Below are 24,422 nucleotides of genomic sequence, written 5' to 3'. Positions count from 1 at the left end.
TCACTCTTGAACAGTTTGTTATGTGAATTGTTCAACGAATGAAGAATCTTATATATTTAAAATCTCTTCTAAGCCAAATGAGCGACCACTTTTATCTTTCCACACCATACTAGTATTTACGTATGGAGGAATTATGATATCCTCTGGTTTAGTAAAGCATTTTAGAATTTCGAACAATTTATTACCATCAATTAAATCTAGTTCTAATCGACTATTTAACTTCTCAGGAATATCGAGAGCTATTGAAGAATACCGTTCTGCTGTGGTGACAAAAATACCCTTTTGTATGTTCTCTATAGCTAAAGCACCAACAAAATTTCTGACTTCTGTTACTGGCTCAACATTTTTCGAAATACGTCTTTTAACTTGAACCGCAGCTTTAATTTCCCCATTTTCATGAGCGACAAATAAGTCTATTCCACCATCAGGTTTATTTACGTTCGCTGTAGAACTAAAAACATCACACTTTAGGTGCTCCTTCAGCAAAGACTCAACTAGTGATTCAGCTTTTCCCGCCGAAATAAACTTGCGATCTTCCCAGTTTTTCAGCAAGTGCTGACGAATATCCGCTATAGCAACTTGATTAGAAGAAATATTAACTTGCTCTATAACTGGGTGGTAGCTATATGCCCATTCACCTTTCTGTTCTATTGACTTAGTGAGCGATGGGTGGCTCTTCATCACGCATTCTGCTTTAGACTGCCACCATCCACACTTTCCGCATACAAGCATCACTGGTTTCATAATACTGTAATAAGTATACGGCTCAGGAGGAGGAACTTGGTCTTGTGGTACATGGCTATAAACTGATGTATCACCAACGCATACAGGGCATCGCCCCGACTTAAATGATGAGCGCATCATCAACCCAATTTCATCATCACCGCTATCGGTGTATACGTGATCGTGCTCTATCAACTCTCGATAAAATACGCGATTCAATTTTTTATTCCTTTTCACATAACGCCGCATTAAGGGGTGAACAACGAAAACCACCCGACCTGAACCATTGTGCCGTAAACACTAAAGCTGATTCAAACCAAAACTGCCAAGCGTTGTGAATCCCTCTTAAATGCTTTGTTAGAAACCTTTTTTGAGGAGCTTGCGAACCCTAGCTTTTACTGATGCTGGCTCATTCTTTAGTGCAAGATTTAAAAGGTCAGTCACTTCCTGTTGTAACTCTGGGTACTGCACAGCTAACTCATATAACCCGTTAAAGCTCCACGCTCTAACAAACTTATTTGTATCTGATAAGCCGTGTTTCAAAAACGGTTCGAGAACTTTTCGAGTTTTACGACTAACTTCGAAGTGAGATAAAACCTGCAATATGTGAAGCTTTGATTCCCAGTGGTCGTAAGTTGGCAACTTAGTCAGTACCTTTTGCATATCATGGGCATTGATAGTACCACCGTGCTCGATGTGAAATTTAACTAACCAAGTTCCACCTACACTCAAACTTTCGTCTAGACAAAGCTCAATGAGTTGTGGTTCAAATTTTGAAGTCTGTTGGTATGTAACATAGATCTGTTCAATATCAGATGCTGACTTTTGATCCCAATTCATAACTTCTTGTTTTATTGACATATTCGGAACCTCACTGGTTTTCTAACGCCCAATTAAGTAGTGAGCAACGCAATACAAAAGCTGCCGCATTGCACCTTAAACACAAAACTCACTGCAAACCAAAACTGCCACGCGTTGCGAATCCCTCTTGAACAATTTGTTAGTTGCCACTTCCAATACGCTGATTTTACGTCACTTTAAACTTTGCAAACAACAAACTTAATGGGCTTTTATGTATTTAAGTCAGGCGTAGTGCCAAAGTGCTTCTCACTGAAACCACTTGGAACAAACAACGCTGTAGAAAGCAGACTGACAACACCAAAAAGCTCTTTTGGAAAGATAATCTCACAGTACGGATTTTCAGCAAGTAAATCGGATTTTGAAACGACAAACTCACCGAACAATTTCAGCAAAACATACTTTGACTCGTTTAACTCAAAAACCGCAACCCCAAAGAAGAAAATAAACAGTTAAACGATGCGATATTTGGATCTTAGCCAAAAGTTAAACTCTCGGTTTGAAGGTCAAGATAACAGCTTTAACCTTGATTTTTTACCTTTAGATTCTGTAACTTGGCTGCGGATTTCTTCTTGGCAACTAACGCCCTGTTAAGGTGTGAGCAACGCAATACCGAAGCTCCCGCATACCACCTTAAACACTTAAATCAACGCATAGTAAAAATGCCACGCGTTGCGAATCACTCTTAAACAGTTTGTTAGCTGTATGACTCCATACGCTGAAGTGACTCCTTCTCAAACCTCAATGCTTCAGTTCGATCACCTAAATATCGAGGGACACTCTGTAGTGCCATAAAGCCACCAACAGGTTTATCATGGTAGCCAATTATTAAACCACCATAACAATTATGGGCATGACAATCGCTGAGTAAAGTCGAGTTATTCGTTACTAGAATATTGCTTGGTCTTATTAGAATTTCGACTCCATTTCTCAACAGGCGTCCACGATTAATGACTACACGATTAGGAGGGAAGAACTCTATTTCAAATAGAATTTTTTTATGCGCTTCTCTAATAGTTAGTTTTTTTCCTACTAACTGTATATCCCACGGAGACGTCGAATAGATAAGTTGGTTATTTTTGATGTGAAGCACAGGTGCGTTGTATTCATCAAATACAACCAGATTCAGCAAAAGATGACCGTCAGCTAAGATCAATCCAATCAATGGTGTACCATCAACGCTTACTGGAACCATTGCTGTTCCATAACCATTATCTTTACAGGTAAAGCTATTGCTACCAATCTCTATTGTTGCTTCAGTCCCAGCAAAGTGTAAGTTGTAAGGCTTTGAATTTCCGTCTTTCAGATTAAACGGTGCTTTGTTTGCAGCTTTCACCACCTCAACGGGAAGTAGTCCGCCAGTTTTTTCTCTATGGTGCTGGTCGCACAATAGTGTAATTTCATCAGCGACATGGCGCTTTACTACAGCCCACTCCTCCATATGCTCATATTCATATAGCGGCAAACCACAAATAACGCAGCCAAAACCACATCTCTGACGAACTTCACGTTGAATTGGTAATGGAATATTCCGACTGTTACATTGTTCTACTTCACTCATAGTTTTCCTTGAATCTCACAATACAGCTAACGCCGCGTTAAGTAGTGAGCAACGCCACCACCTAACCTAAACCAAAGCACCGTAAACACAAAACCCAACGATGGAATGAAAAATGCCATGCGTTGGGAATCTGTCTTAAACGCTTTGTTAGGCTATCAGGCTCCGATGCCAATCATTACTTTAGCACCGATAATCGAATTACCAGACAAACGATTATTCATTACACTAAGCGCACCGCCTTTGAGGTACACGTTGATCCCAAAGGGTCGTAAGTCTAACTTTGTGATTTCAGCTTTACTCTTTGACTTAGCCTTAACCTCTAATACTACTCCATCAGGAGTATTAACTGTGACCATTGAGTCAGTAACATTAACAATCACAGCATTATGTAAGGATCTGTTCTTTCTGACTAATGGCTGCCATTGCTCCCCTTTAGGATCTGACGGAATGTTAATCCATACTTCTGGCTGCTCATTTGAGCCAATAAGAAAAGGAATAAACTCATTTACTGTTATTAAAGCTGTACCATCAATTAACTTATTTTTAGCAATTTCAAGCTCTTTAAATGGTTTAAATTGCGTAGGAAGTGATTCTAGTTTCATTATTACCTCCCTCTCTTCGGTGTAACATGAATATTTCTCTTAGGGTTTTGAGAAAACCAATCGTCTATATCTTTCACAATTCCTTGTTGCTCCAATTCTTCATCAGACACTTTGGGATTTCTTAATCTCCATGAAACAAGCGCGCCTAATAAAATCACAATAATTTCATAAATTTCGATTGATATTTCTTGCTTCGTCAAAGCCAACTGAATGACTTTTGCAAAAAGAAGTAATATAGATCCAGCAGTTGCCCCAAGTGCGGCGTTGAACCACACTGATTTATTTTCGAATTTCTTTTTCAGAATGCTAAATTCATATTTATCAAGCTCGTAAGGCTTAACTCCTAGGTACTTAACTGGCTCGCCTTCAACTCCTCCCTTAACAAAGAGAGGCTCATTACTCATTATCTCTTCCGTGGGGCTTTCCGAAAAATTTTCACTGTTCATCAAAACTCCTTCTGTAGCCTAACGCCGCGTTAAGTAGTGAGCAACGCTACCACGAAACATAACCATACCACCGTAAACACAAAACCCAACGATGGAACGAAAAATGCCATGCGTTGGGAATCTGTCTTAAACGCTTTGTTAGCTTTTATCTTGATTCAAGTGATGAACTGTTAACTCATATCGAGGTAGTGCCGCTGAGTCACATTTTTCGCACGTGTAAATCCAAATAGAGCTTGAAGTTTCTTTTTTTTCATTGAACACGGTTTCAAATTTAGAAACAGCTTCAATACGACTGGAAGTAATTTCACTAGCTGAATTACAAGAAGAATCTGAAAGTGTAGGATCATACTCCCAAGATTTTAAACCAACACCACAAATGGTATTAGGGAATAATGCTTGTAGTCGAGAAAACTCAACTACTGGTAAGTCTAGTTTTTGGCTAGCAGGGATAGAAAGAACATCCATATTTACGTCTTTAAATGCGACAGATTTAAAAGACTCGATTTGTTCACCTTTAACTTTCAAGTATGCCGAAAAATTGCGAGCTGAAACTTTCGAAGTATTTTCATAGGATAGTGTTAATGATTTCTCATCATCACCTAGCCAACTCAAAAAACTAGTGTCAGACAATTTAACAATTGTGGGTGTTGTTGTTCTAATATATTCATCTGAAGCTGATGGTGGCGATTTTGGAGGGTTATAATAAAAGTATACTGCAACCCCGAGGCTGACAATTCCAAATATGGTGCCAATCGCTCCTACCCAAAGCCCAATGTAACTAGCTTTACTCGGTGTCGTCCATTTGTCATATTGTTTTTTGGTGACTTTCATTTCCATAACCTTTTGTATGATATGCACCACCAACATTACTGTTTATAAAAACAGTGTCAATATGCTTGTAGAGTTAATCACTACGCATGAAAGCTAACGCCGCATTAAGGTGTGAGTAACGCAACCACGAAACTGAACCTTACCACCGTAAACACAGAACCCAAAGATGGAATGAAAAATGCTAAGCGTTAGGAATCACTCTTAAATGCTTTGTTAGCTCTCATTTTCTTTTTGAGCCGTAGTTTTTCTTCTTTTTAGCTCCTCTTGGAGCCACTTATCATTTTCAATAGCAGAAGCTATAAACTTCATTTTTACGTTTGCAGCAAGAACATCATTCTTGGTTTCAAAAAAGTCAGTATCACCTTGAAACTCTAATGTCGGTGCTTGGAAGGAACGCCCCTCAGCAAACATAAATGGAAGCCTCTTTTCTTTATACTCAAAGTTGTTGCTTTTTTGTCTCAATTCAGGAAGCGAGTTGATTTTCTCCGCCATGTCCTTTGTTGCTGGCAAGCCAAGAGCCTCCCTAAACTGTAAGTTTAAATATTGCTCAATTCCGTTTATCACAGGTTTTTTATACCAACCGATAGAATAAAATATCCGATTTTCATTTCTGACCAATCTCTCTATTTCAGACTCAAGAGCCTTATCTACGAAATCAAAATGTTCAGATGCAACATCTTCTATTAACAATAGTTCTTTAGCCCTTTTTTCAACTTGATTTGCAGTCTTGTACTGTAGATCCAGTTCTGAATAAACTCCCCAAAACCAATCGAAGTGATTTTTAGCGATTTCAATCTGTCCTGTAGTACCGTAACGCTCAAGTTCACCAATATAATCTGAGTGATCTTTTAATGAGTTCCGGAGGTTTTCGTGTTTTTCAGATAACTCAGAAGGAGTTAGCCCATAGCCTTCACCGTATAAGGCGTAGAGTTCTGAGTATGCATTATTGAGCGCAGCCATCGATGCTGCCCCCTCATCATAAAGTTTTTTATGTAGGTTGAAAGCAAATTTCTCTTTTTCACTCTCAGCCTCAAAGTATCCCTTAGCGACAAATCCTGCAGAGGCGAGAATAGCCCCCACTAACGCCATTATTAGGTTATTCTTTAAATCCGAGTTCATAACTTTCCTTTGAGAGCTAACGCCGCATTAAGGTGTGAGTGACACTTGGCTATACTTGAGCGAAGCGAAACTGCCAAGCGTTGCGAATCACTCTTAAATGCTTTGTTATGGCGATTTATTTTAGACTTGCTTGAATTATTAACAGCTCTATTTCATTACTTGATGTGTTAACCAAACCATGTGTGCCAAAGCGTTTATTGACTATCATATCTCCTGAAGTCACTTTTCTTTCCTTACCTTCAATGGTCATAGTGCCTTCGCCTTTCAAAATGATATACATTTCTTCATCGTCTCCATGAGTATGCTCGCCCATAGAGCTCCCCGACGGCATAACGACACGAATTGCGAAATCCCATGCACCATCGAAATCTTTACGCCTGAACGCACGATAGATATCTATTGAGCCTTCGCCATCATGACTGTTTTCATCCACTTCCTTATCGCAAGTGTAAAAATTACGTATCATTTCCTAGAATTCCTTTCTTATTATTTTCCGTAGTTCTGAAAAGCGCCATAACGCCCAATTAAGGGGTGAACAACGCCTCCACCCAACCTAAAGCATTGTGCCATAAACACTAAATGTGAAGTTGAAGCAAAAATGCCAAGCGTTGAGAATCCCTCTTAAATTGTTTGTTATATGCATTACTTGATTAGATTTTCCAAATTCCACAATGCTGCAAAGCACCCTAACCCAAAGCCTATATACTTAAATACGTTACGAAAAATTCTATAGCCACGCTCATTATTCCGTTCATCGTAGTGGTCAATAATCACGGAAATCATAACAATACATCCACATACAAACGCGCCATACATTAGCCACGCTGGCTCATTGCTAAAATGAACGCCTCCATGTCTTGCAGGAATGTATAGATCGTTTTTATATATACCGTAACCACCGTAGGCAATTAGAAATATAGATAATATCGCGCAAGCTACCCGCTCTGATAGTGCGATCTTATTTGGGATATAATCCATACTCGCCTCCTGCATATAACGCTTTCTATACGGCAATTTGCCTCCTTTCTGGCAAGCTACCGCCCTCTTTCTGATCAAAAGCGCTATAAATCGTAGCACCTATATGCATGAAACAAATAGAAAAACAGTATGAATATGTGTGGTCGCGCGCGCAATTAGACGGCGCAATGGACGCTAATTACAAAAGAGGTGATAGATTAAAGAGACTGTATAAATAAACAGGTCAACTTTATCATGAAAAGTCAGTTTTTACTTAGTGTAAAAGAGCACATGCTTACTCGTCATTATGCGAATAAAACCATCGAAAGTTATCTATTTTGGATAAAACGCTTTATCACTTTCCACCAGCTTGCCCACCCTTCAACACTAACAGAAGATGATGTCGTTCAGTTCCTGAGTTACTTAGCGGTAAAAGAAAAAGTTGCGGTAAAAACGCAAGCTTTGGCACTGAACTCAATATCATTTTTATATCGTGATTATTTCAAAACTCCACTATCACTTGATATGAGATTTCAGAAATCTCTGACCGAAAAGAAACTTCCCGTTGTGTTAACCAGGGAGGAGATCCGACGATTCGTTCAACATATCGACCCGAGGTATAAACTCCATATTCAGCTGCTTTATGGCTCAGGGCTTCGAGTCATGGAGTGTTTACGCTTAAGAGTTCAGGACATCGATTATGATTATGGCGCAGTTCGTGTTTGGCAAGGAAAAGGAGGTAAAAATCGTACCGTAACGTTAGCAAAAGAGTTACATGAGCCGCTTAAAGCTCAGGTTAACTTAGCAAGAGATTACTATTTTAAAGATAGGCACATGCGTGGTTATGCGGGCGTATACATCTCTGAAGGTTTACGACGTAAATACCCAAAAGCGGAGCTAGATTTTAACTGGCACTTTTTATTCCCATCAACAAAGTTAAGTACAGATCGGGACACCGGAGAGCTCAGAAGGCATCATATCAATGAAAGTGCAATACAAAGAGCGGTAAAGCGCGCTGCAACGGATGCGTGTATCGAGAAAACAGTAACATGCCATACACTCAGGCACAGCTTTGCCACGCATTTATTGGAGTCTGGTGCAGACATTAGAACAGTACAAGAGCAGCTTGGTCACACCGATGTAAAAACCACCCAGATTTATACTCACGTTATCGAGCGCGGGGCTGGCGGCGTGTTGAGTCCACTATCCAGCCTTTAGAAAAACAAAGCCACCTCGAAAAGGTGGCTTGCTGTATAACTCGCTATTGACGAACACCGAGTTTCACATTGCCTTTTGAATCAAACCAAAGCGCTTGTGAACGGCGACGTCCAATCAATATTGGACCATCATCATAAAAGAGAAAGTTCTTCCAATGCTTTTTAAAAATCGACCACTTAGTTTCGATGACATTGTACTTCTCGTAGCAAAAGTAAACGGTCACATCGTCTTGCCAATCGATATGTGCTTCTACTTCCGCTGGCATGTCCGGATCATCCAACTCCCACGCAGCCATCCAATCAACGACTTCAGACCAGTTCGCCTCATTCATTGGCCAATCTTGGGAGCTAAGTCGATCCATATCAGGGCTTTGAGCACTAATATTTTCTTTCCAAAATTGTGCTGAACGAGCTTGGCTCATCGGCTTAATAAAAGCCAAATCTTCTTTTGGCACAGGCATCGACTGATGCGTAAAAATCCATTTTCTTTGGTATTCATCCAAAGGCAAATAAGACATTCAGTCTCCTTTATTACGATTTCAGCCAACCTTTCTCTGTGGCTTCTTCTATCAACTCTTTCGCTTTGTCCCATAAGGTAACAGAGCCAAATTCAATTCGTTTATTAATGGTAAGTGCTTGTTCACGAGAGACGCCATGCTCCTTCCAACTCTGACCATTATTATGGTAGTTCAAGAGCATTGGAATTAACCGATCGAGTGCTTTTGCATACTTAGCATCATCGGTCTGCGCGGCTTCAAATTCATGCCAAAGCGCCAATAACTCTTGCTCCTGATCGCTGGGTAACATACCAAATAAGCGTTCTGCCGCTCTAATTTCTTTTTCTACTTGCTCTTGAGACGCGGCAGTATCATAAACAAAGGTATCCCCCGCGTCGATCTCTACTACGTCATGTATCAATAACATTTTCATCACTCGGCAAATATCTACTGGTGCATTCGCATGCTCTTCCATCAATATTGCCATCAGTGTGACATGCCAACTATGCTCACCACTATTTTCGAGACGCCCTTCAGCACTTTTAACTCGGGTTCGGCGCAAAATACTTTTGAGTTTATCGAGCTCGATTACAAGTGCTAATTGCTTTTCCAATCGCTCCATACTATCGCCCTTCTGGTTGCCAATTCGGATTAATAAGTGACGTTAGAACGTGGTCTTGCCATTCACCATTAATCAAAAGGTAATCTTTTGCATACCCTTCTCGATTGAACCCTACATGCTCTAGCACAGATTCACTACGTTTGTTGTGAGGCATGTAGCCGGCTTGAATACGATGCAACTTCTGTACGTTAAACATGTAATCGCAAGCCATGGTTAATCCACGACGCATATAACCATGCCCTTGCGCTTTTTCAGCGAGAGAGTATCCGACGTTACAAGAATAAAAAGGGAAACGACTAAAATTACTAAAGGATATCGTACCTAGCATTTCACCCGAAGAGGCTCTGACCAAGAGGCAATAATACCCCACCCCCATTCGATGCAGCTCATTGAGCTTGATAAGCTTTTGCAACCAACCGTTCACTGAGAAAAAAGCCTCTTCACGTTTCGGCTCAAACGGTTTCAGGTATTCTCGGTTCGCTTGAAAATACTCGGCAATCATATCTGCGTCACCGATTTCAGCGGTACGCAGAAGCAAGTCACCGTCCAACTTATGAACGGCGATAGATGAGCTGTTATCTTCCATTACAAATGATTAATTCCGTCTTTTCGTTCAATTCGATTAATTCTTGCGGATACCGTAATCACGCAGTTTATTAGCGATTGAGGTATGCGATACATTTAAGCGCTTAGCAAGCTTGCGGCTTGATGGGAATGACTGATACAAACGCTCCAGAACCTGAGATTCATAGTCACGCATGATCTCATCCAATGAACCGTCGATGTTAAGCGTTGCACTACCAGCGCCGACTGATTGAGGCTGAGGTAAATTGAAGTGCTCTGCGTTCAGTATACCATCATCCATTTCTGTGAGCGCTCGAAGGACCATGTTATCTAATTGGCGCATATTCCCTGGCCATTGATAATTTGCAAGGGCATCAACTAGACCATCATCAAACTCTGGCTTATCAATCCCAAGCTGTTGAGCATGTTTTGCCACAAACAACTCAAGCAATGGCGCAACGTCGTTTGAGCGCTTACGTAACGGAGGAATGCTGAGCGTAAGTACGTTGAGACGATAATACAAATCTTCACGGAACATACCCGCTTCAGAAAGCTCGGCAAGATTATGTTTTGTTGAAGCGATGATGCGAACATCGACATGCATCTCATCTTCTGCACCAACACGACGGAAATTACCATCCTGTAGAAAACGTAACAGCTTGATTTGAAGATGCGAGCTCATTTCACCGATTTCATCAAGAAATACCGTACCGCCGTTTGCTTGCTCAAAGATGCCTTTGTGACCTTGTTCGTGGTTAAACGAGCCCGGAGCATGACCAAAAAGTTCGGTTTCTGCTACATCGTCAGGCATCGAAGCACAACTCAAAACTAAGAATGGCTTGCTCGCACGGCTAGAACGGCTGTGGCAAGCTTTAGCAAGCATTTCTTTACCGGTCCCTGTTTCGCCCTCAATCAACAGTGGCTGGTCAAGCACAGACAGCTTCTTAGCTTGGTTCATTAGAGCTTTATGACGGTTCGATATACCAACAAAGTGTTCAAAACCCAGAGGATTATGCAGTGGTAGCGCTTCTTCAATTCTTGCGACTTGCTGACTAGAGCGAATCGTCATCAGTGTACTAGCTAAGGTCGAGTTTTGCGCTTCGTCTCGGATATAAACTGGCATCAACTCAAGAACATAGTCCAAGCCATCAATCACAAGGTTTTCCCGCGTTCTGCCATTCACACCTTCAGACCAGCGAGAAAAACGAACACTTGGCAGCAAAGCTCCGATCTGCGTACCAATTACTTCTTGCTTGTGAAGACCAAGCAGTGAAAGTGCAGACATGTTTGCCATGTCTACGGCACCTTTAAGGTCGATGGCAAAAACCGGATCGGGCAAGTTATCAACTAGCGAAAGCAGCTCCGTATTGTGGCGCTCCATCGGCATAAACTGGATTTTACGTACGTCTTTCACCCCCGGAATACGGCGGATTTCAGCCATCAGCTCACTAAACGTATCAAAATCAATATCTGGGCAGTTCAAATAGATAATACCGCTAATATCGATTTCGATACCACGCAAGTCGATGCTTTTAGACGCTAAAATATCGAGCAGTTCTCGGGTCAAGCCGAGTCGATCTTCACATAAGACTTCAAGACGCACTGAAAATATCCCAATTCACGACTGTCAGGAAAAGTTGACAGTAGTTTCTATCATGCTTGGAATGGCGTCAAGCAATCCTATCCATCAAAGTTGATATTCGTTACGGTTTCATCGTAATTGATGCAACTTTCGCCGCCACAGCCTTGCGTATGGTGCCCAATTTAACCTGACGGTCAGGATACCAAGGTAGTGGACGCAATAAGGTCATCGCTTTCAAGCCCAAACGTGCAGTGAGAATACCAACGCCTAGCCCCTGCCCCGCACGAGCGGAGACTTTGCCTGCAAGGTCCATCGACATCAAGTCCATACTGGCATCAATAGCTAGCTCACTGGCACCAGCCGCCGCCATATTGACAAATACCGCTTTTAGTAGCTTGATGCGAGAGGCGTAACCTAGCTCTAACCCATATACCTTGGAGAGGTTGTCGATCATTTTGAAATTTCGCCACGCCACCAGCAACATATCAGCGGCAGCCAGAGGGCTCACCGCTACTAGGGCCGCACACTCGGTTGCGTGCTGCGATACGATTTTCGTTGCCAATTTGTCTTGTTGGCTCACAACCATCGAGTCATACATATCAAGGATTTCAGCATCACTATGAGCAGGGTTAATGCTGTTCTGCCAACGATCAAAGCCCGGGTTCTCTGCCATCACACCACTTTGTTCTGCCACTGTTTCGCAAAAGGCTTTCCCTTTCCCCACACTCTCACTATTAACAAGTGCTTCGGCTTCTTCTTGAACACTAAAATGATTTCGTAGTTTGCGCAGTTTCCAAAGCTCTTTACCCATCGCCCCTAAACCAAGCGAAGCGATCGCAGCAATAAACCCCGTCCAGCTTAAAGCCAGCCAATCAGAAGTTTGAATTGCGGTTATAACCGAGTCCACCGCTTGCCAGCCAACCAAACCAGCAAAGGTGGCAAATGCGCCAGTCGCAAGCCATTTTCTGCCCGGTTTTGGACGAATGACATGCTCGAGTTGCAATTCCTGTTCGGTCTCCTGGCGCTCTTCTTTAAGTTCAACAGGTACGAATGTTTCTTTTTCGCCGAATGTTTGCTGCGCCGTCAACTCCGGTTGATTCGATTGCTGCTCTTTTTCCATCGCCTTTTCAGAGAAAACTTGTTTTTGCTTCAACTCACTCATTTCAATTTATCTCCAATCAGGTAATCCAGTGCTTTGTCTAAGCGTATGTGCTTCACTGGCTCATCATTCTGTGAGGGCATTGGACGGAATGACGTAAAATCAAACCCGTTGTTTTGCCAATAAGCCGCATTTGGTAGTTTTTTCGGCACTTCTCCCGGGAACATCGTCATCGGCTCACCATCCAACGTCGTACCCTGTAACGCCGGAATCGTCTTATCTCCAGAAGAAATAAATCCCGTCGTGGTTGATTGGATAGAAGCGATACTCATGCAACTCATCTCGATATTCTCGTAGGCTGCGGTTTGCCACGCTGGATGCACCATTTGTTGTAGCAAAGACACTAAATTGGGATGCTGATCGGGCGTGATATGATCCGCTTTTGTGGCAGCAAACAGCACTTTGTCGATTTTTGGTGAGAATAAACGGCGCAAAAAGCTACTACGACCATAACGGAAGCTATGCATGATCTGCTCTAGCGCTTGGCGCATGTCGTAAAACGCTTCATCGCCGGCATTGAGAGGCTGCAAGCAATCCACAAGTACAATCTGGCGATCGAAGGTCGCAAAGTGATGCTTATAAAACGCTTTCACTACTTTCTGTTGGTATTCCTGAAAACGCGCTTCGAGCATCGCAAAGTTGCTGCCCTTAAGCGCCTTGCTTTCCGAATCAGCACGACACGGGAAAAACTGTAGCACTGGCGCGCCTCCGAGCTCACCAGGTAATACGAAGCGGCCAGGCTGTACCCAATGAAGACCTGCGTCTTTACAGGCATGAAGGTACTCGGTGTATGTATGCGCAACTTTCTCGAGTAGTTTCTCGTTCACTTCAGCAGAAAGATCCACCTTTTCTAATTCAGACAGCCAAGCTTTGGCTAAATCGCCACGCTGGCCTTTAAGTGCATCAAACTGAGTTTGCGACCACGTCGCAAAGTCCATGTCCAATAACGGCAGGTCGAGCAGCCACTCTCCTGGATAGTCGATAATATCAACATTTAAAATTGCGGTTTTACTCAACAGCTTTTTCGTGGTTTTATTTGGTTTGTACTTGAGCGCTAAGCGAATCTCACTCACATCCCGTGTTGGTACTGGCCATTGAGGTGGGGTCGCATGGATCTGGCTCATCGCTTCATCGTAAGCAAAACGTGGCACCATCATATTCGCTTGAGGTTCACGCTTCGCTCCAATAAGACGCTTATCTCTGGCTGCAGTCAAAAGAGGCAAATTATCATGGGTAGCGGTATGGAGGAGCTGATTCACTAATGACGTGATGAATGCCGTCTTACCGGCACGAGAAAGCCCGGTGACGGCAATTCGAACATTGGAGTCCATACCTCTGTTGATAAAGTCATTGACTTCTTTCTTTATTCTTTTCATTGCGCTTCTTTATCTTGCTCCGCTCTAAAACAACGTTATCAGCAACTTCGGGGATTAATCTATGAATACTTACCTTTCAATACTGAACTCTATGAGTCTAACTTTATATACCTTAATAAAAGATGAACAAAACATTCGCTTAAAGCAGGATGAAAAAAGAAAAGCCCCTGAGTGGTTCAGAGGCTTACTTAATCAACACTAAAGCATTAGTGACCCTATTTATGCTGATTACTGTGTTGAACAGAAACCTGCTTTCTTTGAGTCTAGTCGTCTTCGATTAATTTATAGATAACAAATAGAGCGATTTCTAAAATCAGCCACAATACACACGTGATGGTCACGTACTTCTCATCAAAGATGCTGATGCCGTGAAGGATCAAGTCGTAGCCAACAAAGCCACCTACCACTACAGCAAGAATAATTTGTAGAATCTGAATAAAACGAGGCATGCCGTCTCCTAATTATTGTTCGCATAACGTTTGATTGCTATGCCCTGAGGTTTATATCTACATTATATAGACAAAAAGTGCAGTTTTCGCTGCACTTTTGTCAAATGTTTGCTAGGTAAATCAGCACCTTGTCACATTCTCTCTCCTGAGACAATGTAAGATTACCGTTTGCCTTACGCTTCCATCTCTTGGATTTTCACTTTCCAAGTGTCAGGACCGATTTGGTGCGCGTTAACGCCATTTGAGTCTACAGCCACTGTTACTGGCATATCTTCAACTTCAAACTCGTAAATCGCTTCCATACCTAAATCTTCAAATGCGACAACGCGAGCTTTCTTGATCGCTTTCGCTACAAGGTACGCCGCGCCACCAACAGCCATTAGGTAAACCGCTTTGTGATTCTTGATAGATTCAACCGTTGCAGGACCACGCTCAGCTTTACCGATCATGCCCATGATGCCTGTTTTTTCTAGCATCATATCGGTGAATTTATCCATACGCGTTGATGTTGTTGGACCAGCAGGACCAACGACTTCATCACCAACTGCATCGACAGGACCTACGTAGTAAATGAACTTACCGTTGAGATCTACACCTTCTGGTAGACCTTCGCCATTATCTAGCATGCCTTGAATACGTTTATGCGCTGCATCACGGCCAGTCAGAATTTTACCTGATAGAAGAACGGTTTCGCCTGTCTTCCACTCTTGTACTTCTTCTTTAGTAATCGTGTCTAAGTTTACGCGACGTGTGTTTTCTCCCGCTTCCCAAGTAATGTCTGGCCAATCTTCTAGTTTAGGTGGCGTGAGCTCTGCTGGGCCGCTGCCATCAAGCGTGAAGTGTACGTGACGAGTCGCCGCACAGTTCGGGATCAAACAAACAGGCTTAGAAGCCGCGTGCGTTGGCGCCGTTTTGATCTTAACGTCGACAACAGTCGTCAAACCACCAAGGCCTTGCGCACCGATACCAAGTTTGTTCACGCGATTGAAGATATCAAGACGAAGCTCTTCTTCTGCATTTTGTGGGCCACGGTCAATAAGCTCTTGAATATCGATGTGTTCCATTAGAGATTCTTTTGCCAATACCGCTGCTTTTTCAGCCGTACCGCCAATACCAATGCCAAGCATGCCAGGAGGACACCAGCCCGCCCCCATTGTTGGTAGCGTTTTTTCTACCCACTCAGCAATATCGTCAGATGGGTTTAGCATCACCATCTTAGTTTTGTTTTCGCTACCGCCGCCCTTCGCAGCGATCTGAATTTCAACTTTATCGCCCGGAACCATGTTGATATGTACGACGGCAGGCGTGTTGTCTTTGGTATTAATACGTTTACCGGCAGGATCCATAAGTACTGACGCACGCAACGGGTTGTCTGGGTTCGTATACGCTTGTCGAACACCTTCATCTACCATCTGCTGAACCGTCATGTCGGTTGAGTCCCATTGCACGCCCATACCGATGTTGACGAAACACGTCACGATACCAGTATCCTGACAAATTGGTCGGTGACCTTCTGCGGACATTCGGGAGTTAATTAGGATCTGAGCAATCGCGTCTTTAGCGGCTTGGCTCTCTTCGCGGTGATAGGCTTTTTCAAGAGCTTGAACAAAGTCTAGCGGGTGGTAGTAAGAAATATACTGTAGCGCATCAGCGACACTGCTGATCACATCCTGCTTGCGTATTACCGTCATTACATGCCTCGTTATAGTTATGCTTCCATTATTGGCTTGGCTTCAATCGTGTTTGTTGAGCTTATTGCTCTTTTGAGCTTCGTTTTTTATAAACAATTGTCGAACGGCTGATATCGACACACGAAAAGCTGAAGTCGCCTACTTGTAAACCATCTCAAAACCCTATGAATAGAGGGAGTTTGGCTATACAGAGGAATATGATACTCTTGCTGCCCATGACATGCCATGCAGTGAACGATCTCTTTGTCACAAATTACACAAATGAACAACATGGACAATCAATTCATTGATTTTAAAGCGCTGGAATATGCACCAGAGTTTGCTCTTCACCTCTTTTCTCGCATTCAACACCAGCCTTGGGCGATGTTGCTGCGTTCTGCATCAGAAACGCATATCGATAGTCGCTTCGATGTGTTGGTTGCCAACCCAATTGCAACGTTAGAAACCACTGCCGAAAGCACACAAGTTGAAACGCCATCGAATGCCTATTCAACTCAAGATGACCCATTCGCGCTGCTTCATCAGTTGCAAGAAGAGTGGCTTCCTCACGTTGAGTTAAATAAAGAATTGGATTTGCCTTTTGTCGGCGGAGCGCTCGGTTACTTCAGTTACGATTTAGGTCGACGCGTAGAAACGATGCCAGAACTGGCCGAAAAGGATCTCAACACGCCTGATATGGCGGTAGGTCTTTATGAATGGGCCGTCGTTGTTGACCACAAGCTTAAAAAAGCCTGCCTAGTTGGTCAGAATATCGAGCAAGCTTGGCAATGGTTAGACGAGCAAGAAGCAGAGCAAAGCGTAGACTTCGCTCTGTCTGGTGATTGGCAGTCAAACATGACGAAAGAGAGCTACGCCACTCGCTTTGACAAGGTGCAAGAATACTTGTTGAGCGGTGACTGCTATCAGATCAATTTGGCGCAACGCTTTAACGCACCGTATCAAGGCTGTGAGTGGCAAGCGTATCTAAAATTAGAGTCCGCCAACCAAGCGCCATTTTCCGCTTTTATCCGTATGCCAGAGTCTTCGATTTTGAGTATCTCTCCAGAGCGCTTTTTAGAACTCAAAGATCGCGTCATTGAAACGAAACCAATCAAAGGTACTCGCCCACGCAGCGAAGACCCAAAGCAAGATAACGCTAGTGCCCATGACTTGCAGACAGCGGAAAAAGATCAGGCCGAAAACCTAATGATTGTCGATTTGCTGCGTAATGACATTGGTCGAGTTGCATCACCGGGTAGCGTTCACGTGCCAAAGCTGTTTGAGATTGAAAGCTTCCCCGCAGTGCATCACTTGGTGAGCACCATTCGTGCGAAGTTGGATGAGCAATACTCTCCTGCGGATTTGCTGCGAGCGTGCTTCCCGGGCGGTTCAATTACGGGCGCACCTAAAGTTCGCGCAATGCAGATCATTGAAGAATTGGAGCCGCATCGACGCAGCGCGTATTGCGGCAGTATTGGCTACATTTCTCGCCATGGTCGTATGGATACCAGCATCACCATCCGCACTCTCGTAGCGGAGAATCACAAACTGTACGCTTGGGCAGGCGGCGGCGTCGTTGCAGATAGCGATTGCGCCTCTGAATATCAAGAAACGTTGGATAAGCTCTCAAAGATTTTACCAGCGCTGCAATCGTAGATTTCAACAGCGGACAACGTCGCTTTAATGCTATTGACGAAAACAATCTAAAACGCCTCCAGAACGGATACTGCCGCTCGTTTAACAGCGAGTGGCATATTTCTGTATCTCATCACCCTGCACAGCGACGAAGAAGAAGCGTGATACAGGTTCTTCTATTCGAGCACTTTATGGTCAAATTTGTTTCATTATCCGCTCAGCGTGCTGCTAATAGATTCTTAGTCTCGCCAAGGCTCGCTAGAATGACCCAAAAAACATCGTTAAATGATCGGCATTATCTCCAGTGTGGAGCGTTTTTTGTGTGTTTTATTTACAGGTACTTTGGCTTTTAGCCGCTGGCTAACAAGAATCCGTTTTTTAAGAGGCAACGGCTACTGCTCAAGCCACTTACACATGATCTGTTCAATATCGGTTGCGGTGTACGGCTTAGTGAGGATGTCGTCCATGCCTGAATCAATACACTTTTGACGCTCTTCTATAGTAGTGCCAGCGGTTAATGCGATAATAGGAAGAGTAAAGCCACGCTCTCTCAGATACACCGTCGCCTCATAACCATCCATTTCTGGCATTCGGCAATCCATAAATATTAGTTCGTAATCTTTGTTTTTCACCGCTTCTAAAGCTTCTTTCCCATTGGCTTTTAAATCAGGTGTAATGTCGAGTTTTTTCAGCATTTGAGTAACTATCACTTGGTTCATTCTGATGTCATCAACCACCAATATTGAGCGTCCTGCCAAATCACTTCGCTCTATGGTAGCTAATTCCCCCTCTGCTGCGCCTGGGGCTTGCCCCTCCTTTAGAGGAATAGAGACTTTGAAGGTGGTACCTTTGCGTTCTTCACTTTCAAAGCTAATCTCGCCCTGCATCAAATCCACTAGATTTTTACAAATCGCAAGGCCCAAACCTGAGCCTTCAAAACTGCGCTTCGCCGAGCGATCTACTTGCACAAATGGGTCAAATAATGAGGGCTGCGCTTCTATTGGGATGCCAATACCCGTGTCTTCAACCTCAAAATGCGCAATACCGTTTATCCACTCCACTCGCAGCACCACCCCACCCAAATGAGTAAACTTAATAGCATTTCCCACCAAGTTGACCAAGATCTGTGTAATTCGCTCTAAGTCACCAACTAAAAACTCGGGAATACCGAGCTTTTTATCGATGGAGAAATGAATTCGCTTTTCTGCTGCTTTAGCTGAAAATACGCCCATGATGGCTTTTTCAAGCTCTTCCCAAGCAAAGACCTTATCGATGATTTCCATCATACCGGCATTCATCTTGCTGAAGTCGAGAAGATCGTTAATGATGACCCTCAACAAGTCTCCCGATTGAGTCAAGTTGTTTAGGTAATGGCGTTGCTCTTCACCTAACTGTGTTCGACTTAGTAGTTCAGCACTACCTAACACGCCATTAAGAGGTGTACGCAACTCGTGGTTAATCATGGCGACAAACTCTTTCGTCGCTTTTTCCGATTCCTCTGCCCGCTTTCGCAGCTCCACTTCTCGCTCTAAACTCAAATGCCGGCCAATGACCCCATGAACCAAATCCGATACCAGCTCCATCTGTTTGGAAATAAAAGACTGATCGACTTGATCCAACTGAACAGAGAAGATCAACTCCCCTACTGTTTGCTTGTCAATGATGATAGGCAAATGCAAGTTCTCCCCTTGCCAATTGGGGACAGTCTTAATCGTATTCTCATGGCGAAGCTGTAAATGACCAAAATGATGTCGGCGCAAAGAAGAAAGTTTTGTGGAATCAAGATGTAAGTAAGCCGCAGAAATGATTGAGTTCGAAGTGAGCTGCTCAATAAAACTGGCAATCATAGCTTCATCAAAGGTGCTCGACAAAAAAGTTCGACCAAACTTAATCAGCGTCGCGTCAACTTTCTCTTCGAACTCAAACTTGCGTAAATCTTTTTTTGATTTCAACTCAAGCTTTTTTAAAGCAACACTTAGCTGTTGAGTAGATTCATAAAGTTCGAAGCTCTTCTGCTCCAATAAACGCTCAGCTGCTTTTCTTGATTCGATTTCTCGTTTGAGTTTCCTTTCTAGCGAGGAACTTCCTGTCATATCGTTCTTATTGTGCCTCTAACCAAAAGCGAACCTGGCTACCATCTTCTGACTGGTTTTGGTGTTTGATATGAATAACTTCACCAAAGTGCGCCGCGCAGCCTTTTATTAGACCTAAACATACGTGAGACATGCACCGCGCACTTCGATAATCAAACACCATGTTTGATTGAGTCTCGCTGATAAAATCAAACTGAGGAGGATTAGCATCTGGGTAGAGCTTTTTGACCTCGACATGAATAAAATCTTCAACATGGCGAACAAATTGAAATGTCGTTTCACACTGCTGCAAACTCGCGTGACTAGGAATCGAGCGAAGTAAATTCAAAAAAACGCACTCTCCAAATACTTCTTGCAGTTGTTCAGGTGGAATGCCAGATACTTTACTGAGATTCACAATCAATTTAACCAAGTCTTTATGATCGTAACTACCAACTGCCGTATAAATCCCTTCGTCATTAGAAAGGTCAAGCACTTGGTCTAACACATCGAGACCAAACTTCTCTTCCACTAACTCCATGAACTCGGTGAAAATAATCCCTTTCATTAGTCAATACTTGCCCCATAGTGACGTCTTAAAATAAAGAATGGTTTATAACCTTATAAGTTTCAAATTATTATACCCAAGCAGAGTGAGACACACGACACAAAGCAGGGAAAGAACCAATGGACATGCTTTGGTATTGCCGTACTACTACTTTAATACCGTACCAACGGCGATAGCACCACGCCTCTTGCGGCCATTGAGTATAATAAATAGTGGTTAGGCACAATAAATAAGGATTTGGTTTGGTTATCGACAAAACTCAATTACTGCAAAACTTTCAATTTCGGCTTCCAACGGGTTACCACAAAGAGTCCCTCGCGCGACTGAAATGGATGAAAGGAAAATCACTGCGAGACGCAGCGGTCTTAATTGGTTTTGTAGAACGCTCGGAGGGGCTACAGGTCATTTTGACAAAGCGAGCAGCGCACTTGCGTCATCATCCGGGACAAATCAGTTTCCCCGGCGGTAAGTTTGAGCAGGAAGATCGGCATCTAATCAATACGGCATTAAGAGAAACCAAAGAAGAGGTCGGTATAGAAGATGAACATATTCATGTATTTGGCCAGCTTCCAACATTGCCAACGATTAGTCAGTTTAATGTGACACCGTTTTTGGCCTTTATTTCTCCTGAGTATAAAACGCATATTGACCCAAATGAGGTGGAGTCCGTTTTTGAAGTTCCTGCCAACCACATTCTGAATCCGACAAAGTTGTACAGCACCAAGTTTGACCTAAAAAACAGCAGTCATCGTGTATTTGCTATCCCATATAGACAGCATTTCATCTGGGGCATGACCGCACAAATCATCGAATCAATGCAAAAACATATCATTTCACATTAAAAACTTCTGATATCGGTATTTTTATGGATGCGATCATCATGCGCATCAATATTAATAAAACGTTGCTTCATAAACATTCATTCACATTAGATTAATTTGCCGTTTTCACCGCAAACGCTTGCGGTGAAATAAATTTATACAAACAGTCCTATCGATAAGTTTTTCTAATTTTACTCATTAGCAGAAATCACGAGTAGCACATCATTTTCGTGATAAAAAGCAGGTTTTTGACATATCATTCAATAAGCGTAAGCAATAAATGATTTAGATCTAATTTTCCTAGTGTAAAATCTTGCAAAATTACTCCCGACTTATTTCCTGTTCCCAAAATGAGTAACTAAAAAATGAATACAACTACTTCTGCGGTTTCTACCGCACAATCGTCTAGTAAGTTTTCTTACAAAGACTTTACCTGGTGTCTGTCCCTTTTTGGTACGGCAGTAGGTGCCGGTGTACTATTCCTTCCTATTAAAGCAGGTGCAGGTGGCTTTTGGCCATTAGTAATCCTAGCCCTAATCGCAGCACCAATGACTTGGTTCGCACACAAATCTTTAGCTCGCTTCGTTCTTTCTGCGAAAAACCCAGAAGCGGACATCACTGACACAGTAGAAGAGCACTTTGGTAAGACTGGCGCAAACCTTATTACGTTCGCTTACTTCTTCGCTATCTACCCAATCGTACTTATCTACGGTGTTGGTATCACAAACACGGTTGACTCTTTCCTAGTTAACCAAATGGGTATGGAATCTATTCCTCGCTGGCTACTTTCTGGTGCACTTATCGCTGCAATGACAGCGGGTGTAGTGTTCGGTAAAGAGCTTATGCTGAAAGCAACTTCAGCGATGGTTTACCCTCTAGTGTTCATCCTACTAGCGCTGTCTGTGTACCTAATTCCTGGTTGGAACACTTCAATGATGGAAGTATCACCTGACTGGGGTGCAATGCCAGCTATCGTATGGCTAGCAATCCCTGTTATCGTGTTCTCTTTCAACCACAGCCCAATCATTTCTCAGTTCTCTAAAGAACAACGTCGTGTATACGGTGATGACGCAGTTAAGAAAACTGACGCTATCACTGGTGGTGCAGCGATGATGCTAATGGGCTTTGTAATGTTCTTCGTTTTCTCTGTTGTACTTTCTCTGTCTCCAGAGCAACTAGCAACAGCACAAGAGCAAAACATCTCTGTTCTTTCTTACCTAGCAAACGTTCATGAGTCTCCACTGATCTCTTACTTAGGTCCACTGGTTGCTTTCGCGGCTATCACTTCTAGCTACTTCGGCCACTTCCTAGGTGCGCATGAAGGTCTAGTTGGTCTAGTGAAATCTCGTTCAAAATCGCCAGTAAGCAAGATCGAGAAGATGTCTCTTATCTTCATCGTAATCACAACTTGGATCGTTGCTATCGTTAACCCAAGCATCCTAGGTATGATTGAAACAATGGGCGCACCGATGATTGCGGCAATCCTATTCTTGATGCCTATCTTCGCAATGCAAAAAGTTCCAGCGATGGCTAAGTACAAAACTTCAGCACCTGTGCAAATTTTCACAGCAATCTGTGGTCTTGCTGCCATTAGTTCTGTAATCTACGGCGCTCTTTAATCATCCCTGCCCTAGCACGGTATGATTAATCCAAAAATATAACGATAAAATTAAGCCTCCCAACTCCCCTTGGGAGGCTTTCTTCTGAGGTAATCGATATGATTAGTGTTTTTGATATCTATAAAATCGGTGTTGGACCTTCAAGCTCACACACTGTAGGCCCAATGAAAGCGGGTAAAGAGTTTATTGATGATCTTCGTGCAATGGGAAAACTGCGCGACATCACTAAAATCACCGTTGACGTTTATGGATCACTATCACTGACAGGGAAAGGTCACCACACAGATATTGCTATCATCATGGGTCTTGCAGGCAACACTCCTGAGAAAGTTGATATCGATTCTATCCCGGGCTTTATCGCTCGCGTAGAAGAAACTGAACGCCTTCCTGTTGGCATGCACTGTCACACAGTATCGTTCCCACGTGAAGGTGGAATGAACTTCCACAAAACAAACCTTGAGTTACACGAAAACGGCATGCAAATCCACGCTTGGATTGATGACGAAAAAGCGTACTCAAAAACTTACTACTCCATCGGCGGTGGTTTCATCGTTGATGAAGAAAACTTCGGTAAAGAAGTTGAGAACCCAGTAAAAGTTCCTTACCCGTTTACAACGGCAGAAGAGCTTGTAAAGCAATGTCATGAAAGCGGCCTGTCTATCAGTGCGCTAACCATGAAAAATGAACATGCGCTTCATTCTGACGAAGAAACTCGTACTTACTTCGCAAACATCTGGCGCACAATGCGCGAATGTATGGATCGCGGTATGAACGAAGAAGGCATTCTGCCTGGTCCACTACGCGTGCCTCGTCGTGCAGCAGCACTTCGTCAGCAACTGCTTACTTCTGAAAAAACAACGAACGATCCAATGTCTGTTGTTGACTGGGTAAACATGTTTGCTTTTGCAGTAAACGAAGAGAACGCAGCAGGTGGTCGTGTTGTAACTGCGCCGACTAACGGTGCATGTGGCATCATCCCTGCGGTACTGGCTTACTATGACAAGTTTATCCAAACCGTAACTGAGAAAGACTACATCCGTTACTTCGCAGCTTCTGGTGCAATTGGCGGCCTTTACAAGCGTAACGCGTCTATCTCTGGTGCAGAAGTTGGCTGTCAGGGCGAAGTTGGCGTGGCATGTTCTATGGCAGCAGCTGGCCTTGCTGAGCTTATGGGTGGTAGCCCAGAGCAAGTATGTATGGCGGCTGAAATTGCGATGGAGCACAACCTAGGTCTAACTTGCGACCCGGTTGCAGGTCAGGTTCAGGTTCCATGTATCGAGCGTAATGGTATTGCAGCTGTAAAAGCAATCAACTCAACTCGTATGGCACTGCGTCGTTCTTCTGCTCCTACTGTTTCTCTAGATAAAGTTATCGAAACAATGCTAGAGACAGGTAAAGACATGAACGCGAAATACCGTGAGACTTCTCAAGGCGGCCTAGCAGTAAAAGTTATCTGTTAATAAGCCTTGCTGAA

24 protein-coding genes are annotated in these 24,422 nt (G+C 43.2%); 5 read left to right on the top strand and 19 right to left on the bottom strand.

What is annotated here, in order from left to right; translation table 11 throughout:
- Window positions 1-48: 48 nt before the first annotated feature.
- From MSG33_RS20365 to MSG33_RS20315, 9 genes are all read right to left on the bottom strand, one after another.
- Window positions 49-942, bottom strand: a complete 894-nt coding sequence (locus MSG33_RS20365; protein ID WP_248381926.1) for a restriction endonuclease — start codon at window positions 940-942, stop codon at window positions 49-51.
- Window positions 943-1,080: 138 nt separating this feature from the next.
- Complete coding sequence (locus MSG33_RS20360) at window positions 1,081-1,584, bottom strand: hypothetical protein (protein WP_248381918.1); 504 nt, start codon at window positions 1,582-1,584, stop codon at window positions 1,081-1,083.
- Window positions 1,585-2,278: 694 nt separating this feature from the next.
- Window positions 2,279-3,142, bottom strand: coding sequence for a cell division protein (locus MSG33_RS20345; RefSeq protein ID WP_068864862.1), 864 nt, complete (start codon window positions 3,140-3,142; stop codon window positions 2,279-2,281).
- A 155-nt stretch (window positions 3,143-3,297) separates the two neighbouring features.
- A complete protein-coding gene (locus tag MSG33_RS20340) occupies window positions 3,298-3,744 on the bottom strand; it encodes a hypothetical protein (RefSeq protein WP_248381917.1) in 447 nt (148 codons plus the stop codon).
- A gap of 2 nt (window positions 3,745-3,746) precedes the next feature.
- Window positions 3,747-4,190, bottom strand: a complete 444-nt coding sequence (locus MSG33_RS20335; protein WP_248381915.1) for a hypothetical protein — start codon at window positions 4,188-4,190, stop codon at window positions 3,747-3,749.
- Between the two features lie 138 nt (window positions 4,191-4,328).
- Window positions 4,329-5,021 (bottom strand): hypothetical protein, encoded by a 693-nt coding sequence (locus MSG33_RS20330; RefSeq protein ID WP_248381913.1) that lies wholly within the window; start codon window positions 5,019-5,021, stop codon window positions 4,329-4,331.
- 213 nt (window positions 5,022-5,234) lie between these two features.
- Complete coding sequence (locus MSG33_RS20325; protein ID WP_114324160.1) at window positions 5,235-6,140, bottom strand: hypothetical protein; 906 nt, start codon at window positions 6,138-6,140, stop codon at window positions 5,235-5,237.
- Window positions 6,141-6,255: 115 nt separating this feature from the next.
- Window positions 6,256-6,606, bottom strand: coding sequence for a cupin domain-containing protein (locus MSG33_RS20320; RefSeq protein ID WP_248381911.1), 351 nt, complete (start codon window positions 6,604-6,606; stop codon window positions 6,256-6,258).
- A 176-nt stretch (window positions 6,607-6,782) separates the two neighbouring features.
- The gene (locus tag MSG33_RS20315) at window positions 6,783-7,118 is read right to left on the bottom strand and encodes a hypothetical protein (RefSeq protein ID WP_248381909.1); all 336 of its coding nucleotides are present in this window, start codon (window positions 7,116-7,118) and stop codon (window positions 6,783-6,785) included.
- Between the two features lie 234 nt (window positions 7,119-7,352).
- Here MSG33_RS20315 and MSG33_RS20310 point away from each other — a divergent pair, with 234 nt between their 5' ends.
- Complete coding sequence (locus MSG33_RS20310; RefSeq protein WP_248381907.1) at window positions 7,353-8,315, top strand: integron integrase; 963 nt, start codon at window positions 7,353-7,355, stop codon at window positions 8,313-8,315.
- 43 nt (window positions 8,316-8,358) lie between these two features.
- Here the strand turns inward: MSG33_RS20310 and MSG33_RS20305 are convergent, their stop codons facing one another.
- The 8 genes from MSG33_RS20305 to MSG33_RS20270 form a co-directional block, all read right to left on the bottom strand.
- Window positions 8,359-8,832, bottom strand: a complete 474-nt coding sequence (locus MSG33_RS20305; protein WP_046876177.1) for a DUF2947 domain-containing protein — start codon at window positions 8,830-8,832, stop codon at window positions 8,359-8,361.
- A gap of 13 nt (window positions 8,833-8,845) precedes the next feature.
- Complete coding sequence (locus MSG33_RS20300) at window positions 8,846-9,433, bottom strand: HD domain-containing protein (RefSeq protein WP_005396932.1); 588 nt, start codon at window positions 9,431-9,433, stop codon at window positions 8,846-8,848.
- A 1-nt stretch (window position 9,434) separates the two neighbouring features.
- Complete coding sequence (gene rimJ / locus MSG33_RS20295) at window positions 9,435-10,019, bottom strand: ribosomal protein S5-alanine N-acetyltransferase (protein ID WP_248381905.1); 585 nt, start codon at window positions 10,017-10,019, stop codon at window positions 9,435-9,437.
- Window positions 10,020-10,055: 36 nt separating this feature from the next.
- Window positions 10,056-11,600: a transcriptional regulator TyrR gene (tyrR, locus tag MSG33_RS20290; RefSeq protein WP_176319967.1), complete on the bottom strand. Its 1,545-nt coding sequence runs from the start codon at window positions 11,598-11,600 to the stop codon at window positions 10,056-10,058.
- A 100-nt stretch (window positions 11,601-11,700) separates the two neighbouring features.
- A complete protein-coding gene (locus tag MSG33_RS20285) occupies window positions 11,701-12,741 on the bottom strand; it encodes a TIGR01620 family protein (protein ID WP_248381903.1) in 1,041 nt (346 codons plus the stop codon).
- A complete protein-coding gene (locus MSG33_RS20280; RefSeq protein WP_182033771.1) occupies window positions 12,738-14,114 on the bottom strand; it encodes a YcjX family protein in 1,377 nt (458 codons plus the stop codon). Before MSG33_RS20280 ends, MSG33_RS20285 begins: the two co-directional genes overlap by 4 nt.
- Window positions 14,115-14,377: 263 nt before the next feature.
- Complete coding sequence (locus MSG33_RS20275) at window positions 14,378-14,563, bottom strand: hypothetical protein (protein WP_012841654.1); 186 nt, start codon at window positions 14,561-14,563, stop codon at window positions 14,378-14,380.
- 173 nt (window positions 14,564-14,736) lie between these two features.
- Window positions 14,737-16,254 (bottom strand): fumarate hydratase, encoded by a 1,518-nt coding sequence (locus tag MSG33_RS20270; RefSeq protein ID WP_005376905.1) that lies wholly within the window; start codon window positions 16,252-16,254, stop codon window positions 14,737-14,739.
- 270 nt (window positions 16,255-16,524) lie between these two features.
- On the opposite strand from MSG33_RS20270, the gene pabB reads away from it, so the two are divergent.
- Window positions 16,525-17,889 carry an aminodeoxychorismate synthase component I gene (gene pabB / locus MSG33_RS20265; RefSeq protein WP_248381901.1) on the top strand — a complete coding sequence of 455 codons (1,365 nt, stop codon included), beginning with the start codon at window positions 16,525-16,527 and terminating at the stop codon, window positions 17,887-17,889.
- A 371-nt stretch (window positions 17,890-18,260) separates the two neighbouring features.
- Here pabB and MSG33_RS20260 read toward each other — a convergent pair whose 3' ends face one another.
- A complete protein-coding gene (locus tag MSG33_RS20260) occupies window positions 18,261-19,961 on the bottom strand; it encodes an ATP-binding protein (protein WP_248381899.1) in 1,701 nt (566 codons plus the stop codon).
- A 7-nt stretch (window positions 19,962-19,968) separates the two neighbouring features.
- Window positions 19,969-20,508 (bottom strand): heme NO-binding domain-containing protein, encoded by a 540-nt coding sequence (locus MSG33_RS20255; RefSeq protein WP_012841652.1) that lies wholly within the window; start codon window positions 20,506-20,508, stop codon window positions 19,969-19,971.
- A gap of 242 nt (window positions 20,509-20,750) precedes the next feature.
- On the opposite strand from MSG33_RS20255, the gene MSG33_RS20250 reads away from it, so the two are divergent.
- The 3 genes from MSG33_RS20250 to MSG33_RS20240 all read left to right on the top strand — a co-directional run bounded on the left by MSG33_RS20250 (window position 20,751) and on the right by MSG33_RS20240 (window position 24,408).
- Complete coding sequence (locus MSG33_RS20250; RefSeq protein ID WP_248381897.1) at window positions 20,751-21,350, top strand: CoA pyrophosphatase; 600 nt, start codon at window positions 20,751-20,753, stop codon at window positions 21,348-21,350.
- 344 nt (window positions 21,351-21,694) lie between these two features.
- Window positions 21,695-22,948 (top strand): aromatic amino acid transport family protein, encoded by a 1,254-nt coding sequence (locus tag MSG33_RS20245; RefSeq protein WP_005396901.1) that lies wholly within the window; start codon window positions 21,695-21,697, stop codon window positions 22,946-22,948.
- 98 nt (window positions 22,949-23,046) lie between these two features.
- Complete coding sequence (locus tag MSG33_RS20240) at window positions 23,047-24,408, top strand: L-serine ammonia-lyase (RefSeq protein ID WP_005396900.1); 1,362 nt, start codon at window positions 23,047-23,049, stop codon at window positions 24,406-24,408.
- Window positions 24,409-24,422: the final 14 nt, after the last annotated feature.

Source organism: Vibrio sp. 1CM7H (assembly GCF_023161645.1).
Taxonomy (GTDB): domain Bacteria; phylum Pseudomonadota; class Gammaproteobacteria; order Enterobacterales; family Vibrionaceae; genus Vibrio; species Vibrio diabolicus.
Note: the sequence above shows the minus strand (reverse complement) of the source record. Positions and strands in the feature narration are given on the sequence as shown.